Consider the following 16,561-nt stretch of genomic DNA (forward strand, 5'->3'; position numbering starts at 1 on the left):
GCGCAATCGTGTCGGCTCGTCGAGTGTTCCTGCAGGTGTGCCAACGCGGGTTGGCCAGCGCCCTCTCCCGCGTCGAGCGAAACCTCGCGCCCGGCCCGGCCCCGCAGCGACGGCCCGGCTTCTCGTTGCAGCATGCCTATGCCACCGGCTGGGCCGACTATCCATGCGTGTTCGTCCTGTCGACCGGACGAGGCGGCACCGAAACGCTCACGGCGCTGGCCGGTCTTTCCCCGGGACTCGTGGCCAGTCACGAGCCGTTCCCGCGCCTGATCAAGGCCTCCTACGACGCCTACCTTGCCGGGGCGAGCGTAGCCACCGATCGCCACTGGATCGACCTGGTGCTCGCCTCCCGGGACGACCTCGTCCGCGGCGCTGTCCAGAAGGGCAAGGTCTACGTCGAGACCAACAACCGCCTGACGTATCTCGCACCCGCACTCGCGACGGCCTTTCCCGCCAGCCGCTTCATCCACGTCTATCGCGACCCGTTCGCGTTCGTCAGGAGCGCGATGCGTCGGCGCTATTTCGCCGGGCACGACTGGGATTTCGCGCGCGTGCGGCCGCGTCCTGATGAACCGCTGGCCGCGACATGGAACACGCTGCCGCGGATCGAGTGCTGCGCGTGGCTGTGGGCGCGGACCAACTCGGACGCCCACGCGTGGATGTCGACCCTGCCGCCGGAGCGGCGGCTGTCGCTGCGTGCCGAGGACCTGTTCGAGGGCCGGCCCGAAACGCTTCAGGCGGTGTTCGGATTCTGCGGTGTCGAGGTGCCGCCGCGAGAGCGGGTGCAGGAAGTCCTCGGCGCCAAGCTCAATGCCCAGCAGCACGGGAACTTCCCCGAGGCCGGGGCCTGGGCGGAGGAAGAGCGCGAGCGCGTGTGGAAGTACACCGCAGACATCGCGACCGCGCTCGGCTACTCGCGCGACTGATCGTCGCGGCGATCAGTCGACGGGCGAACTGATGCGGAGGTTGCGCGGCGCCTGCGGACGCGCCGTCGGCAGCACGGCCGGGCCAGCTCCGGGTCGGCTCAGGAACGCTCCGATCTCCTTCGGAGGGTCGCGCAGGATCACGATGTTGCGGACGTAGGCGACCAGGTCGCGCAGGTCGGTCAGGCGTCCGTCGGGCAACTGCGCCGTCGAGGTGTTGAACTCGACGTAGAACTTGTCGATGCGTCCTCCCCGCACACTCACCGGTACGCGGTCGTAGATCTGTACGGGCCCCACCTGCTCATCTGCCATCCACAGGTCGACGTAGTCGTAGTCGTTGGCGCGCTGCTCGATGCGGATCCACCATCGCGTCCACCGATTCGGGTACACGATGAAGAAGTCGTTGACCGTCGGCATCACGGGATTGTTGTCGGTGATCCCGGGTCCGAGCTGATTCCCGGTCGACAGCAGCCAGTCGGCCGGGCCGCCGATGTTGTTGTAGGACCGCAGTCGTCCCGCAGCCGCCACGTGGCGCGCCGGGTCGAACGGCGGCTTCTCCAGGGGAGCGCCATCGAAGTGGGTCTGTGGCTCCAGCCAGATGGACTGGTCGGACGACAGCTGGAACGCCTTGAAGTTGCCGATCCCGTTGTTCAGGAAACTGTCGGTGAAGTAGGCATCCCAGGTGATGAACCAGGTGGCGCCGTCGAACGACTCGAACGGCACGCGAATCTGGTTGGCCAGGCTGTTGCCTGACAGGTGCACGCGTTCGCCCGGCTGGTGCGGCATGGCCTGCGTCCCGTACGCGCCGCGCCTGCTGAGCTTCACGATGCCGGTGGCACGGTCCAGCGGCGTCACGTCGGTGGCCGTCACCATGATCTCGCTGCCCACACGAATCTGGTCGCCCTTGGCGTTCAGGGCGGTGGTCACCTTGGTCACGTCACCGTCGAGGTCCGCGAGATCCAGCGTCAGGCTGGTGGCGTTGATGGGCTTGACCAGCTGCGTGCCGCTCTGCAGGTTGAACGGGGGAATGACCACCTTGGCTGCGTCCTGCGCGTGGGGGTCCAGGTCGTTGCCCGGGTCGTAGGTCACCGAGAGCGGGTCGGAATTGGAGGCCGCAAAGCCGCCATCCTTGGGCCGAGCGAGCTGGCCGGGGCTGCGGAGGCTGTAGCTCTTCCAGTGATCGGGACGGGCCACGAGGGCATCGAAGTAGGCGTGCGGCGACGTGCTCTGCGCCGGCAGGGTCGCCACGACCGTGGCCACCAGGCCGGCTGCCAGGACAAGCGCGCGTCCCGTGCCTTGCCAGCGACCGTGGCGGGACGATGTCGGTGTGGAGTGGTGCGAGCCGTTCACGTGTGGTGCTCCTCGCGCCCCCTTCACGGGGTCGCGCGTCTTGTCGAACCGCGGCCGTCGCCCTTGGCAATCGGCCGTCGGAGAATGTCCTTCATGTCGACCGTGGGCCTGAGCACGACGACGTTGCGCGCGTACGCGACCAACTCGGGGCGCCCGGGCTTGATGTCCTTGGTGGAGGTGTTGTACTCGAGCCAGAAGCGCTCCCACTGCTGCGACTTCTCGTTCGGCCGTACGCCTTCCTTGTCGTAGAGCAGGACGGGGTCGCGCGTCTCGTCGGCGACCCAGAGCGAGAAGTCCCAACGGCCGTCGCCGCCCGGGCGAGGCGTGAGCCGCACCCAGTACCGGGTCCAGGTGGCGGGGGCGATGGCGAACGCTTCCTTGATGCCGCCGAGCCCGCCGCTGCCGAACTTCACGCCGCCCGCCTTGGAACCCTTGCGGTCGCCTGCGCCGCCGTACTGACGGACGTCGATCACGGCCACCGCCCGAGGGAACCGCTGTGCACGCCTGAAGCGCGCCCGGACCTCGGTCCAGATGCGGCCGCCCGACTCCAACTGGAAGGCCTTGTAGTCCTCGATGCCCGAGATGGCGTACTGGAACTCCTCCCCCCACCAGGCATCCCACGTGACCACGAAGCCCGTCGGGTCATGTCGGAGCGGCAACCGCACCTGATTGGGAAGGCTGTTGGCCCGCTGACTGATCAGGATCTTGGCGGCGTCCTGCTTGAGCGGGTACGTGTCGGCGCCGGGCGCGTACGTGACGGCCAGCGGACGCTTGGCGCTCTGCGCGTAGCCCCCGTCCTGACGGGGCTTGAGCTGGGCCGGATCGCGGAGGCTGTAGGACGCGACGTGGTCCTTGCTGCCAACCAGGCTGGCGAAGTATGCATGCTCGTCTGCGCTGCCCGTGGCCGGCGACGCTTGTCTCCCTTGGCCGAGCAGCAGTCCGGCCGAGCCGAGAGCGAGAACGCAACAACTGACGAAGGTTAGACGAGGCATGTGGCGTGCTCACGCGCCGTGGCGGCAGGAGGCCGCCACGGCAATCCGAGGTTGCAAAGAAGGGACCAAGGCGCCGGCGACGAAAAGGTGAGGGCGGCCGATGAAGCGAGCCGCCCGTGTAGCGATTACGACACCGGATGGGATGTTTTGGCCGGTGCGACGCCACTTCGGGGCCGGCGCGCGCGGCTGCGCCGGCTTCCATTTTGCCGCTGAGATTACAAAACTGCCGATGTTGTGCCGGGTACCACGTCGGTCAACGACGTCCGAGGCGTGCGCGCGCGTGGCCTTTCACGACTTCCCAACGGTAGCGGGCCATGACGCCGAACTGGGTGCGGAACAGGTTGCTGGCGATGCGGTCCGCGTGCAGGGCCAGGTGCTCACCGAGTCCAACCGGCTGTCCGACCACGCCCGGGTTGATGACCGGATAGCCCAGATCCGCCAGCAGGGCCCCGGCCACGCGCTCGATCGTGCGGATGGCGTCGGGTGGAACCTTCTTCCGCCACTTCTCCGTGTTGTCGGCCTTGAGCAGCGCCCCGATCTCGGACGAGATCCGATCGAGGCGCTCGGCCCCGGCGTCGCCGCCGGTGAAGTCGATGATGTCGGTGAGCACCTTGGCCGGTGTCGCCATGAACTGCTCGTAGCGGACTTCCATGTAGCGGGACGGCCCGAGCCTGGCGCCGAGCTGGCGGCCGGTCGTCAGGTGTGACACCCAGTCCACAGCGCCGAAATGCCAGCTGCGTTCGAGCAGGAGGTCCGTCGACGTGCGCATCGACAGGACCACGTCCCGGGCATCGCGGATGCAGTGGACGAACCGCGCCGACGGGAACAGGTCATCGATCTGGTGGCCCGTGACGCGCGCGAACGACGCCCGCTTGTAGCCCCAGTTGCTCTTGCCGTGCGTGGCGGCGGTCGCCGAGAACACGGCCTCGATGACGCCGCCGTAGGTACGGCGCGGCACGCGCGCGAACAGCTCCTCTTCGCTCAGCGACATGCCACGGTGCCGCAGTCGCTCGGTGAAGTACCGGTCGGCGAACAGGTGCGCGATCAGCCGCCGGAGATTGGCGTCGTCACTCAGCGGCTGGTAATGCGCCAGGTTCCGGTGGAAGCGGAGCAGCGTCCCGTTGTCGCGGCAGATGTGGATGTCGAGGAACCGGTTGACCATCTGCGACAGGAAGGTGGTCCCGGAGCGCGGACTCCCCATGATCAGCAGCGGAGCGTGCGTGCGTCCTTCGGTTGGCGTCTGCGACATCCTGTCTGTGCCTCGTCTCTCTGGCGAGCCGGTCGTGGCGGCGCCCGGCCCGGCTGCTGCCGGGCGAGCCCTATTACAGCATCACCCATACCCCAGCCTTGCGGCCCAGGGTGCGGTGATGGCGAGCACGCGTTCCTGTTCCGCCGTCGTGAGCCCGTTCCGCCACGCCTCGTCCTGACGAAGTTCCAGGCGAGCCGTGATGCGCATCCGGTTGCCCAGCACGTGCTGGCTGGCGGGCTCCACCTCAGGCAATGGTGCAATCGGCGCCAGACCCGCAAAAGACCAGAGGCGCCCGAGCGAGCCCAACGGATCGACGCACAGGTCCTCGTACCGCAAGTGCAGGCGGCGGTCGGCCGGCAGGGGTGCCAGCAGATGGGCCGCCGCCGCCTGGTCATGGCTCCAGACGGTCGCGGCGGCGTCGAAGGCTTCACCTCGTCGCCGGGCCGAATAGGCCACGCCCCGGGGATCGCGGGTGAGCCACACCACGCGGACGTCGATCTCCGGCACCTCGAGCAGGTGCGTCAGGCGCGTCGGCAGCTTGGTGCAGTCCAGCACCACGCGGCCGCCCGACTCGTCGAGGATCGCCTGCAGGAACGCCACGTTGACGGCATCGACCCGTCGCATGCGCGCGCGATGGATCGGGAGGTGGCGCGAGGCCCATCGGCGAAGCCGCCGCAACGGGATGGAGGAGGTCTCTCTCGTGAACAGCCGGTCCAGCAGGGGAGATTCGAAGCGGTAGTCGTTTCCCCAGTGTCGGGCGTCGAGCACCAGGCCGGCACGGGCGACACGCGCGAACACGGCCTTCCAGAACGGGCAGGCGGCGATGGTCTCGCCGCAGGAACAGCGCTGCTCGGCCGCCCGGCCCTCGCGCCGAATGGAAGGCTTGACGTGCGCCTCGCCGACGCTGGCCATCTCGGGGTGCCGGCTCGCCAGCAGCGCGAGCAGTGTCGAGCCGCTGTGGCTCGACCCCACGACATAGACGACGGGCAGGCGCGTGGCCGGGCCCGCCGGATCAGCCGAACCCGAGCTCACGATTCAGGCTACCGGCGATGGCCAGGACCTGCCGCAGTTCCTCGGCGTCGAGGCGGGTCTTCCAGCTGTCGTCGACGCGGACGCGGATGGCTCCGCCCATGCGCATGTTGTTGCCCAGGACGTGGTGCGCCGTTGCATCGACAGCGGTCGGCGGGTCGATGCGCGAGACCCCGCAGAACGCGTACACGTTCCGGAGGGTCGTGACCGGGTCGGCGCACATCTCCTCGTATCGGACGCGGTGGAACGGGACCTGAGGGTAGGCGCGCGCCACATCGGCAATCGTCGTCTGGTCCCGGTACCAGGTGCGAGCGGCATCGACCGGCGACATGCCACGCTTCTTGGCCGACGCGGCGTACCCCCGCACGTCGCGCACGAGGTGGAGCAGCTTCATGTCGAGCTCAGGCACGCGCAGCATGTGGACCAGGCGTGGGGTCCGCTTGGAGGTGTCGGCAAACACGCGGGCCCCCTGCGCGTGCAGGATGGCCCTGATGAAGGCGACGTTGGCCGTGTCGATGGCGGCGACACGGCCGCGGTACCCGGGTACGTGGTCGGCGGCCCACCGGACCAGGTCGCGGCCGCGCGTCGTGTTGCAGAGGCGATTGAGCGCCCGTTGCGCCAACGGCTGTTCGAAGCGGTAGTCATTGGCCCACCGCTCGGGGCCGAGGTCCTCGCCGAGCACCCGGGCCTGCGCGAAGACCGCCGTCCAGAACGGACACTCGCCGATGGTGCGGCCGCAGGAGCAGGTGGCGGAAGCGCTGTCGCCCCGCCGCCGGATCTTGGGCTTGACCGCCGTCTCGCCGACACAGGCGATTTCGGGATGGCTGTCGAGCAGCAAGGCGAGCAGGGTGGAACCGCTGTGGCCGCAGCCCGCGATGTACACGACCGGTGTGGCGTCAGTAGGCATGAAGTCGATGGGCCGGGCCACGGGCGCGCGCGCACGTCAGCGCTGCGACTATACTCAAACCGGCCCGACCGCTCCAATGCTCCGCACGACGTGCCGTCGGCGTCGGGCCGTCTCGACTGCCGAATGTCGCGAGAATCCCACGCCCCCGCCGAAAGCCTGCCTGAGCGCCTCGTCCGCAAGAGCCGGCGCGTCGCCAAGGAAGCCCGGCGCCGACTGCTCAACCTGACGCAGGGCGGGGCGCCCGACACGCGCGTTGTCTTCATCATGGGCGCGCAGCGCTCCGGGACGCGCGTGCCTCTGGTGGCCCTGGAGAGCGCCCCCGGCATCCTGACCTACCGCGAAGGAGCCCGGCCCTACTTCCGGAATGGGCGCCTGCAGCCAGACGCCGAGCTCGATCGCCTGTTCGCGGCGTGCCAGTTTCCCGTCCTCGTGATCAAGCCGCTCAGCGAGTCGCATCGGGCGCAGGAGTTGCTCGCGCGCTTCCCGACCTCGCGCGTCCTCTGGATCTTCAGGCGCCCCGAGGACACGATTCGCTCCGCCTCGATCAAGTGGGACAGCGGCGGGGTCGCCGTCAGCGGGCTGATGGACGGCACGCTGCCCGACGACGACTGGCGTCGCGGTGGCGTGACTGCCGAGGCGATGGCCGAGGCGCGCGCCCTCTACCGTCCCGGCCTCTCCCTGCAGCACGCCAACGCCATCCTCTGGTACCTTCGGAGCCGATTGGTGCTCGATCTCGGCCTCTTCGACCACCCCCGCGTGCTCGTGGTGCGCTACGAGGACCTGTCGAGCGCCCCAGCCGCACACTTTCCCCGGGTCTTCGACTTTGTCGGCCAACCGTGCCGCGAGTCGTATCTGGCCGGCATCCACGACCGATCGGTCCGACGCGCGACGCTCGACGACGTGCCTGCCGAGGTGGTGGCGGCGTGCAACCAATTGCACACCGCCATCGAGCGCCGGTACCTGGCGCAGGCGTCATCCGCCGGACGGGCGTGACCACCGATGGCCGACAAGCAGGCAGTCAAGCAGGTGCTCTTGCAGGCGAGCCGGGCCACGGGCCTGGTGGCGGCCGCGCGCGTGGCGACCCGGCACGGCTTCAACGTGATCGGCTTCCACGGGGTCAGCCTGGCCGACGAACACCGGCGCTTCCCGACCCTGTTCATCTCGCCGGCGACGTTCGAGCGGCGCCTGGCCTTCCTCGCGCGCCAGTACCGGATCGTGTCCCTCGAGGAGGCGCTCGCCCAGCACGCGGCCGGACGGATCGGTCCCAGGCAGGTCGTGCTCACGTTCGACGATGGCTTCTACAACTTCCTCGGCGCGGCCATTCCACTCCTGAAGAAGTACGGTGCGCCGGCCACGGTCTACACCGTGTCCAACGACATCGAGACCGCCGACCCGATGTTCAACCTGTTGCTGCGCGACATGGTGCTGCACGCGCCCGGACCGACGGCAACGGGGCTGCCGCACGACCCGGCGGCCACCTGTGACCTGACCTCCTTGCCAGCGCGGGAGCGTGTCGTCAGTGACGTCCTGTCGGCCTTCTACGCGCGCTGCCTCGACAGCGAGGCACGCTGGACCTACTGTCGAACGGCCGCCGCGGCCCTCCGCGTCGACATGGACGAGAAGATCCGGGCGCGCTACTGGGATCGGTTGAATGCCGCTGAAGTTCGCGACGTGGTGGCCCAGGGATTCGACGTCCAGTTGCACACGCACTCGCACCGGAACGTCGTCGAGAACCGTGAGGTCGTCCGTGAGGAGGTCCGGCGCAATCGGGCCGTCCTCGAACGGCTCACCAGACGGACCGTGACCGACTTCTGCTACCCCCTTGGCCTCTGGGACAAGGACGTGTGGCCCGACCTGCGCGCCGAGGGCGTCCGCAGCGCCGTCACGACCCGGAACGGGCCCAACTACCCGCAGACCCCGGTGCTGGCTCTGCGCCGCTACCTGACGGGCGAGGCGATGACCGACCTCGAGTTCGAGGTCGGCCTGAGTGGCCTTCGGTGGTTGGGCCACGCGCTCCAGCGGCCAGGCACGCGCTTCGAGGCGTCCGAGAAGCGGCTGCGGTACAAGGAACAACCCCAGCTCTACTGAAGCCGTTCGGGTTGCGCGCTGGCCTCGAAGGTCCTAGGCCGCGATCGCCTGGTCGGGCGGGGCCGAGGCGAGGGCTTCCACGGCCGGGTCGTAGAGCTCCGAGTAGCGCAACAGCAACGCCACCAGCCAGAATCCCCACTCGTTGCCGAGGAACGACCCGAACATGCAGTGGATCAGGTAGCCAGCGGTGGCGACCACGAAGCACACACCCGTCAACGCGCCGTCGGGGTTCCCGGCGAGGCGCGCCTTGTTGCTGGTTCGGTAGGCCAGCACCGCGGCCCCCAGAATCATCGTCAGGTGGAGGGCCAGGCCCTGCACGCCCCAACTCGTGGCCTCGGTGAGGTATCCGTTGTGGAGCGACCGATCTTCCTCCACGCCGACATCGCGCAGGTACCGGCCGCCCAGCACGTACTTGAAGGCACCACCGCCTGCACCCAACGGGTAATCCTGCAGCATCGCGAGGCCGGCGCCCCAGAATTCGAGGCGACTGGCGGCTGACTGGTCACGGTCTTCGGACCCGACGAACGTCGTCATGAACCGGTCGAAGATCTTCGGGTTGCCGAGCAGGAAGAAGAGGGCGATGCTTCCGAGCGCCAGCGTCTGGAGGGCGCGCTTGCGGCTCGCACCGCGCGCGAGGAGCGGGAACGACGCCGCGGCGCCGATCAGTCCGAGGAAGCCTCCGCGACTGTTGCACAGCAGCACGACGTTGAGCGACAGCGGCGCCGAGAACAGGACCGTCAGCTTGTGGAAGAGGCGGCTGTCGACGAACAGGCTGCCGGTGAGCGGCAGTGTCGTGAGGAGGAGGCAGGCCAGGCTGTTGGCCGAATCGGCGCCAGGCGCGCCGACGCCCTCGAGTCGGCCGCCCGAGAAATAGCCCCGGTCGTTGATCGTGACCTCGTAGCCGATGTAGGCGGCGCCGAAAGCGATCGCCATGATCGCGAGGCGGAGGTCGCGCTTGTCGCGGATCGCCTGCCACATCAGGAACACGAGCAGGACGTACTTGAGCAGTTCCGAGTAGTTGCCGACGCTGATGGCCGGCTTGGGCGCCAGGAAGAAGTGGACGAACGTCGCGTTGACGGTCATCAACAGGGCTGCGGCGTGCGAAAACGTGAATCGGTGTCCCTCGCGGGGCTGGGGCCTGTTGAGTACCACCGTGACGATGAGGACGAAGCCGGCCACCAGCGCGTAACGGAGGTTCGGCACCTCGTCCCCCCACCACCAGTTCTGTGGGGCGGCGAAGAAGGTCGCCATGTACAACGCGATGGCCCACGTCGGACGCGCGATGGACATGAGGCCCGTGAGGCCGAGGATCAGGAACCACAGGGCCGCGGTGGCGCTCACGCGAGGGGCTCCGCAGGGGTCGCAAACGGGGGCAGGGGGGATCGCTGGGGCACGGGCTCTCTCCGGGGTGCGCCACCCACGCCGTGGCGTGGCTCCGGGACCGCATTGTACTGTGCGACCAATCGGCGATCAGGCGCCGATCTGCAGTTCGCGCTCGAGCCAGCGCGCGTGGAAACCGCGCAAGCGCCGGTTGTACAGGTTGGTCGGGAAGCGCGCCTGTTGCAGGGTCAGGGTGCCGAGGTGGTTGATCCGGTGCTGGAGCGAGAGCAGCCGGAACAGCGGGTCGGCATTGGTGAGCCCCGGCGCGAACCCTTCGAGCAGAGCCTGCAGGAGGGCTTCCACGATGGTCCTGCGGAACTGCGGCTTGGCCCGCAGCAAGTCCGTCTGGACATAGAGGCGGGCCAGATCGTGCATCGTCGTCCCTCGCGAGGCCATGGCGAAATCGAGGACCACGATGCGGTCGCCATCGACGAGGACGTTTCCCGGAGCCAGGTCGGCGTGGATGGGCACCCGGCGGAGCGCGGAGGGGGGGAGGCGGGCTCCGAGCTCTTCGATGCGGCGGAGCAGGGCATGGCGGCGCTGGCCGGTCACGATGCGGCTGCCGGCCTCGACCAGGCGCGTCAGTCGGATGTCGATGTAGTCGCGGAGTTCGCCGACCGTGGCGTGATCGTCGCCGGGGTCGATGGTCTGGAAGGCGCGAAGCCAGCGCCCCGTCCGTGCCATCGTCTCGCGCATGGCTGCCAACCGCTCGACGCCCGGGAACCAGGCAGCCTCGGACTCCAGCACGGCCAGTAGCGTCTGGCCGCTCGCCTCTTCGGTCATGCTGGCCAGCAGATCCGGATAGCAGACGATCGGCCGGACGGCCCCGCAGCCAGGGACGGCCGAGAGCGCCTGATGGATTCGCCGGGTGGTCTCGAAGTCGTGCACCACACGCTGCCGCATCAACACCTCGCCGTCGGGTACCGGCTTGGGCTTGAAGATCTTCAGGAAGCAGTAGGACGACGGGTGGTCGAGCGCCCCCCGATGAAGTCCGAGACGGAGGATGTGCGAGAAGGGCCGCGCCTCGTACGCGACGGGCACCAGCCGCGCGTCGTCACCGAACAAGGCGGGCGTTTCTGTGCGGAGGCGGTCCAGGACGGGCGCGAACACGGCAGGCGCGGGCGCGCCGGGCGCTAGGGGCTGCATGCCGACTTCAGTCGCGGAGGCCTGGCGCCCGGCGTGCCTGGCCTTCTGTGCTTTCGAGCCGGATTGCCGATTGGTGGTTCACGAATGGTGCGCTCATCGGTCAGGAGTACAGCAGTGATCGGCCAGAGTGTACCAGTGACTCGTCCAGCGACCGTTGGAGCGGTCCGGCTCGACGGTGAGTCTCATGGCACAATCGGGAGGCGACCGATGCCGAGTCCCGTGAGCCGTCTCCGGACGGTCGGGATGCGTCGGCGCGCGGTTGCCGGTGGTCGCCTGTGGGAGCCTGCATGAACATTGCCATCTTTGGCCTCGGATACGTCGGTTCGGTGTCGGCGGCTTGTCTGGCCGCTGCCGGTCATCGCGTGATCGGGGTGGACCTCGACCCGAACAAGCTCGCGTTGCTCCGCAGCGGCAGGGCCCCGGTCAGCGAGCCGGGCCTGGACGAGTTGCTTGGGCGGATGATCGCCGAGGACCGCGTGTCGGTCACCGACGACGCGACGGCGGCCGTGCAGGCCTCCGACCTGTCCCTCGTGTGCGTGGCGACGCCGAGCCGTCCCAACGGCAGCCTCGACACCACGTATCTCGAGCGGGTGATGGCGCAGATCGGCAAGGCGCTGGCGGGGCAATCTGCCTACCATGTGGTCGCCGTGCGGAGTACGGTGCTGCCCGGTGTCGTCGAAGGCCACCTCGTGCCGATCCTGCAGGAGTCGAGTGGACGTCGCGTGCCGGAGGAGGTCGGGGTGTGCGTCAATCCCGAGTTCCTTCGCGAGGGCAGCGCGCTGGCCGACTTCGAGCAGCCGCCGTTCACGATCGTCGGCGAGACGCATCCGAAAGCGGGTGAGGTGCTGTTGCAGGCCTACGCTCACCTCGGGGCTCCGGTGCATCGCGTCCGGCCCGACGAAGCGTCGATGGTCAAGTACGCCAGCAACAACTACCACGCGATCAAGGTGGCGTTTGCCAACGAGATCGGGGCGGTGTGTTCGCAACTCGGCGCCGACGGCCACACGGTGATGCGCATCTTCTGTGAGGACCACGACCTCAACATCTCCCCGAAGTACCTGCGGCCGGGCTTCGGGTTCGGCGGCTCGTGCCTGCCGAAGGACCTGCGCGCCCTGGTCTACGTGGCCAAGGACCGGGACCTGCACACGCCCCTGCTCGACAGCGTCATTCCCAGCAACGACGCGCACATCAAGCGAGTGGTCGATGCGATCCTCGAGAAGCGCAAGCGCAAGGTCGCTCTGCTCGGGCTCAGCTTCAAGAACGGCAGCGACGACCTGCGCGAGAGCCCGTTCGTTCGCCTGGCCGAGGCACTGATCGGCAAGGGCGTCCCGCTGCGCATCTTCGATCCGGACGTCGAACTGACCAGCGTGTTCGGCCGCAATCGTGCCTACATCGAAGACCACCTGCCGCACGTGGCCCAACTGGCCGCGGCGACGATCGACGAGGCCATTGCCGACGCCGAGATCATCGTGGTTGGCAAGAAGGTCGTCGACGGCGCAACGCTGCAGGCGGCCGCCGCCGGTCGGACGGTGATCGATCTGGTGGGCGTCCCGGAACTGGCCGGGGCACTGCGCCCGTGGGCATCCGCCTCCGCGTCGATGGTGGCCGCTTCGGGCGCATGACGGACTCCGGGGCGGTTGGGGCGAGCGGGGGACGCGTGACCTACGTGTCCTGGGCGGAGTCGTGCAGCCGCAGCGATCACACGGCGCGCGAACTCGGCGGCCGGTCGTTCATGATCTATCGCCCCGAATACGGCAGCCGGGCCTCGACCATCCTGCTGAAGTATCTCGGGCAGTGGCGCGAGACGGCCGCGGTGCTCCGACGAGAGCGGCCCGAAGCGGTGTTCGTGATGACGCCGCCGCTGTTTGCGTCACTGCCGGCGTTCCTGTATGCCTGGCGACGTGGCGCGCGGGTCGTCCTCGACGCCCACTCCGCCGCGTTCATGCATCCGCGGTGGCGCCACCTGCAGTGGCTGCAGCGGTTGCTCTGCCGTCGCGCGGCGACGACGCTGGTGCACAACGCCCACATCGCCGATCTCGTGCGCGAGGCAGGCGCCCATGCCACGCTGGTGCCCGACGTGCCGGTGGTCTATCCGGCCATCGATCCGTTCGCCCGGCCGGCGGCCTTCACCGTCGTGGCGGTGTGCTCGTTCAACTACGACGAGCCCATCGCGGAGATGCTGCAGGCGGCGGCGCTGCTGCCGGACGTGCGGTTCTTCATGACGGGCAACCCGAAGCACCTGTCGGCGGACCTCAAGGCGCGCGTGCCCGCCAACGTCACGCTCACCGGATTCGTCACTACCGAGGCGTTCGGTGGGTTGCTGACCGGCGCCGACGTGGTGATGACGCTGACGACCCGTGATCACACGATGTTGCGGGGGGCGTACGAGGCGATCTACCAGGGCACGCCGGTCATCGTGTCCGACTGGCCGATCCTGCGGGAGTTCTTCGCTGAAGGCGCGTGCCACGTCGACAACACCCCGGAGGCCATCGCCGCGGCCATCGGGGAGGTGCAGGGCAACCTGGCGGCGTTTCGCGCCGGCGCGCAGCGGTTGCGCGCGCGGAAACTCGAGGCCTGGGCGAGCACCCGCCAGGCGATCCTGGATCGGCTGGGCGTCCGGGCCGATCACGGCAGTTAACCACCACGAAGGCGGACGCATACACTTCCATGTCCACGCTCACGCACCTGCAGCGGCTCGAAGCCGAAAGCATCCACATCATGCGGGAGGTCGTCGCCGAGGCCGAGAACCCGGTGATGCTCTACTCGGTCGGCAAGGACAGCGCCGCGATGCTCCACGTGGCGATGAAGGCCTTCTACCCGGCCCCACCGCCGTTCCCGTTGCTCCACATCGACACGAAGTGGAAGTTCCGGGAGATGATCCGGTTCCGCGACGAACACACGGCCAACCTCGGGTGCAAGCTGCTGGTGCACACCAACCAGGAAGGGCTCGCCCGCGGCATCAACCCGTTCTCGGCCGGCTCGCAGGTCCACACCGACGTCATGAAGACGCAGGCCCTGCGCCAGGCGCTCGACATGTACAAGTTCGACATGGCGCTCGGCGGCGCGCGCCGCGACGAGGAGAAGTCGCGCGCCAAGGAGCGCGTGTTCTCGTTCCGGTCGGCGCAGCATCGCTGGGATCCCAAGCGCCAGCGTCCGGAGCTGTGGCGCCTCTACAACGCCCGCAAGCAGAAGGGCGAGAGCGTCCGGGTGTTCCCGATGTCGAACTGGACCGAGCTCGACATCTGGCAGTACATCCACCTCGAGAACATCCCGCTGCCCGACCTCTACTTCGCCAAGGAGCGCCCCGTCGTGGAGCGTGACGGCACGCTGATCATGGTCGACGACGATCGCATGCCGCTGCATCCCGGCGAGGTGCCGATGATGAAGAAGGTCCGGTTCCGCACGCTGGGCTGTTACCCGCTCACCGGCGGCATCGAGAGCGAGGCCGCCACCTTGCCGGAGATCATCCAGGAGATGCTGCTCACCACGACCTCAGAGCGCCAGGGCCGCGTCATCGACCACGACGCCGCCGCCTCGATGGAGAAGAAGAAGCAGGAGGGCTACTTCTGATGGCCCACAAGTCCGAACTCATCGCGCAGGACATCGACGCCTACCTGCTCGCCCACCAGCACAAGAGCCTCCTGCGCTTCATCACCTGCGGGAGCGTCGACGACGGCAAGAGCACGTTGATCGGCCGCCTGCTCTACGACTCGCAGATGATCTTCGAGGATCAGCTCGCGGCCGTGGAGCGCGACTCCAAGAAGGTCGGCACCCAGGGCGATCGCATCGACCTGGCGCTGCTGGTCGACGGCCTCGCCGCCGAGCGCGAGCAGGGCATCACCATCGACGTCGCCTACCGGTTCTTCTCGACCGATCGTCGCAAGTTCATCGTCGCCGACACGCCGGGCCACGAGCAGTACACCCGGAACATGGTCACCGGCGCCTCCACGGCGTCGCTGGCCGTGATCCTGATCGACGCGCGCAAGGGCGTGTTGACGCAGACGCGCCGCCACAGCTTCATCACGTCGCTGCTCGGCATCCGGGAAGTGGTGCTCGCCGTCAACAAGATGGACGCCGTCGGCTACGACCAGGGCGTGTTCGACGCCATCGTCGCCGACTACCTGGAGTTCTCCAAGCAACTCGGCTTCCGCCAGATCGTCCCGATCCCGCTTTCGGCGCTCGAGGGCGACAACATCACCCAGCTTTCACCGAACACGCCGTGGTACACGGGGCCGGCGCTGATGCCGCACCTGGAGACGGTGGAGGTGGAGGAGGACCTGCAGAAGGCCCCGTTCCGGCTGCCGGTCCAGTGGGTCAACCGGCCCAACCAGGACTTCCGCGGCTTCACCGGCCAGATCGCCTCCGGCGTCGTGCGGCCGGGCGACGTGCTGCGCGTGTCGCCTTCCGGCAAGCAGAGCACCGTGGCGCGGATCGTGACCCACGACGGCGACCTCGAGCAGGCGGTGGCCGGGCAGTCGATCACCATCACGCTGGCCGACGAGATCGACGTGAGCCGGGGCGACGTGCTGGCCGCGGCGACGGCGCCGCCACCGGTCGCCGACCAGTTCCAGGTGACGTTGATCTGGATGCACGAGGAGCCCATGCTCCCGGGGCGTCCGTACCTGATGAAGATCGGCTCGAGCACCGTGACGGGCACCATCACGGAGCTGAAGTACAAGGTCAACGTCAACACGCTGGTCCACGAGCCGGGCAAGCAGCTCGAGTTGAACGAGATCGCCGTGTGCAACCTGAGCACCGACCGGCCGATTGCGTTCGACCCGTACGCGGAGAACCGCGACACCGGCGGGTTCGTGTTCATCGACAAGCTGAACAACGACACCGTCGGCGCGGGCCTGATGCACTTCGCGCTGCGGCGCGCCGAGAACGTGCACTGGCAGGCGCTCGAGATCGACCGCGAGGCGAGGGCCCGGCAGAAGGGCCAGAAGGCCTGCGTCGTGTGGTTCACGGGCCTCTCTGGCGCCGGCAAGTCGACGATCGCCAACCTCGTCGAGAAGCGCCTGCACGCCATCGGGCGCCACACCATCATGCTCGACGGCGACAACGTGCGGCATGGCCTCAATCGCGACCTCGGGTTCACCGACACCGACCGCGTGGAGAACATCAGGCGCGTCGCCGAAGTGGCCAGGCTGATGACCGATGCGGGGCTGATCGTCCTCGTGTCGTTCATCTCGCCGTTCCGCTCGGAACGACAGCTGGCGCGCGACCGGATGGCGGAGGGCGAGTTCCTGGAGGTCTACGTCAACACGCCGCTCGAAGTCGCCGAGCAGCGCGATTCCAAGGGACTCTATCGCAAGGCCCGCGCCGGGCAGATCGAGCACTTCACGGGCATCGATTCGCCGTACGAGCCGCCCGAGCACGCCGAGATCGTCATCGACGGGGTGGCCTTGACCCCCGAGGCGGCGGCCGAGGCCGTGGTCGCCGAACTGGCAGCGCGAGGTCGACTCCACGGCTAGCGCCCGTGGCCCCGGAGGGGACG

At 68.4% G+C, this 16,561-nt stretch carries 14 protein-coding genes; 7 read left to right on the forward strand and 7 right to left on the reverse strand.

Translation table 11 applies throughout. From position 1 onward, the window contains the following. Positions 1-8 precede the first annotated feature (8 nt). The gene (locus TBR22_RS11985) at positions 9-926 is read left to right on the forward strand and encodes a sulfotransferase (RefSeq protein ID WP_239493222.1); all 918 of its coding nucleotides are present in this window, start codon (positions 9-11) and stop codon (positions 924-926) included. A 12-nt stretch (positions 927-938) separates the two neighbouring features. Here TBR22_RS11985 and TBR22_RS11990 read toward each other — a convergent pair whose 3' ends face one another. The 5 genes from TBR22_RS11990 to TBR22_RS12010 form a co-directional block, all read right to left on the reverse strand. Then, positions 939-2,273 carry a hypothetical protein gene (locus TBR22_RS11990; RefSeq protein ID WP_239493223.1) on the reverse strand — a complete coding sequence of 445 codons (1,335 nt, stop codon included), beginning with the start codon at positions 2,271-2,273 and terminating at the stop codon, positions 939-941. A 23-nt stretch (positions 2,274-2,296) separates the two neighbouring features. Then, positions 2,297-3,265: a hypothetical protein gene (locus tag TBR22_RS11995; RefSeq protein WP_239493224.1), complete on the reverse strand. Its 969-nt coding sequence runs from the start codon at positions 3,263-3,265 to the stop codon at positions 2,297-2,299. A 253-nt stretch (positions 3,266-3,518) separates the two neighbouring features. Continuing rightward, on the reverse strand, positions 3,519-4,514 hold the full coding sequence (locus TBR22_RS12000) for a sulfotransferase (RefSeq protein WP_239493225.1): 996 nt from the start codon (positions 4,512-4,514) through the stop codon (positions 3,519-3,521). Positions 4,515-4,595: 81 nt separating this feature from the next. Then, the gene (locus tag TBR22_RS12005) at positions 4,596-5,546 is read right to left on the reverse strand and encodes a sulfotransferase (protein ID WP_239493226.1); all 951 of its coding nucleotides are present in this window, start codon (positions 5,544-5,546) and stop codon (positions 4,596-4,598) included. Next, the gene (locus TBR22_RS12010) at positions 5,527-6,450 is read right to left on the reverse strand and encodes a sulfotransferase (protein WP_239493227.1); all 924 of its coding nucleotides are present in this window, start codon (positions 6,448-6,450) and stop codon (positions 5,527-5,529) included. The genes TBR22_RS12005 and TBR22_RS12010 overlap by 20 nt, the downstream gene beginning before the upstream one ends. A gap of 123 nt (positions 6,451-6,573) precedes the next feature. On the opposite strand from TBR22_RS12010, the gene TBR22_RS12015 reads away from it, so the two are divergent. Continuing rightward, the gene (locus tag TBR22_RS12015; protein ID WP_239493228.1) at positions 6,574-7,443 is read left to right on the forward strand and encodes a sulfotransferase; all 870 of its coding nucleotides are present in this window, start codon (positions 6,574-6,576) and stop codon (positions 7,441-7,443) included. A 6-nt stretch (positions 7,444-7,449) separates the two neighbouring features. Continuing rightward, the gene (locus TBR22_RS12020) at positions 7,450-8,538 is read left to right on the forward strand and encodes a polysaccharide deacetylase family protein (RefSeq protein ID WP_239493229.1); all 1,089 of its coding nucleotides are present in this window, start codon (positions 7,450-7,452) and stop codon (positions 8,536-8,538) included. Between the two features lie 33 nt (positions 8,539-8,571). On the opposite strand, the gene TBR22_RS12025 is transcribed toward TBR22_RS12020, so the two are convergent. Then, complete coding sequence (locus TBR22_RS12025; RefSeq protein WP_239493230.1) at positions 8,572-9,879, reverse strand: O-antigen ligase; 1,308 nt, start codon at positions 9,877-9,879, stop codon at positions 8,572-8,574. A 129-nt stretch (positions 9,880-10,008) separates the two neighbouring features. Next, entirely contained in the window at positions 10,009-11,064 is a 1,056-nt protein-coding gene (locus tag TBR22_RS12030; RefSeq protein WP_239493231.1) for a phosphotransferase, read from the reverse strand. Positions 11,065-11,351: 287 nt separating this feature from the next. On the opposite strand from TBR22_RS12030, the gene TBR22_RS12035 reads away from it, so the two are divergent. From TBR22_RS12035 to cysN, 4 genes are read left to right on the forward strand one after another with little or no spacing between them, the layout of a single operon-like run. After that, positions 11,352-12,686: a nucleotide sugar dehydrogenase gene (locus TBR22_RS12035; protein WP_239493232.1), complete on the forward strand. Its 1,335-nt coding sequence runs from the start codon at positions 11,352-11,354 to the stop codon at positions 12,684-12,686. Positions 12,687-12,721: 35 nt separating this feature from the next. Then, positions 12,722-13,702, forward strand: coding sequence for a glycosyltransferase (locus TBR22_RS12040; RefSeq protein WP_239493233.1), 981 nt, complete (start codon positions 12,722-12,724; stop codon positions 13,700-13,702). Next, positions 13,639-14,634 (forward strand): sulfate adenylyltransferase subunit CysD, encoded by a 996-nt coding sequence (cysD, locus tag TBR22_RS12045; protein WP_255665379.1) that lies wholly within the window; start codon positions 13,639-13,641, stop codon positions 14,632-14,634. The genes TBR22_RS12040 and cysD overlap by 64 nt, the downstream gene beginning before the upstream one ends. Next, positions 14,634-16,538 carry a sulfate adenylyltransferase subunit CysN gene (gene cysN, locus TBR22_RS12050; RefSeq protein WP_239493235.1) on the forward strand — a complete coding sequence of 635 codons (1,905 nt, stop codon included), beginning with the start codon at positions 14,634-14,636 and terminating at the stop codon, positions 16,536-16,538. Before cysD ends, cysN begins: the two co-directional genes overlap by 1 nt. Positions 16,539-16,561 lie beyond the last annotated feature (23 nt).

This window comes from Luteitalea sp. TBR-22, assembly GCF_016865485.1.
Lineage (GTDB): Bacteria > Acidobacteriota > Vicinamibacteria > Vicinamibacterales > Vicinamibacteraceae > Luteitalea.

Coding starts and splice junctions, on each gene's coding strand:
- TBR22_RS12000 (WP_239493225.1), bottom strand. CDS start 4,514: ATGTCGCAGACGCCAACCGAAGGACGCACGCACGCTCCGCTGCTGATC.
- TBR22_RS12035 (WP_239493232.1), top strand. CDS start 11,352: ATGAACATTGCCATCTTTGGCCTCGGATACGTCGGTTCGGTGTCGGCG.
- TBR22_RS12010 (WP_239493227.1), bottom strand. CDS start 6,450: ATGCCTACTGACGCCACACCGGTCGTGTACATCGCGGGCTGCGGCCAC.
- TBR22_RS12015 (WP_239493228.1), top strand. CDS start 6,574: ATGTCGCGAGAATCCCACGCCCCCGCCGAAAGCCTGCCTGAGCGCCTC.
- TBR22_RS11995 (WP_239493224.1), bottom strand. CDS start 3,265: ATGCCTCGTCTAACCTTCGTCAGTTGTTGCGTTCTCGCTCTCGGCTCG.
- cysN (WP_239493235.1), top strand. CDS start 14,634: ATGGCCCACAAGTCCGAACTCATCGCGCAGGACATCGACGCCTACCTG.
- TBR22_RS12030 (WP_239493231.1), bottom strand. CDS start 11,064: ATGCAGCCCCTAGCGCCCGGCGCGCCCGCGCCTGCCGTGTTCGCGCCC.
- TBR22_RS12020 (WP_239493229.1), top strand. CDS start 7,450: ATGGCCGACAAGCAGGCAGTCAAGCAGGTGCTCTTGCAGGCGAGCCGG.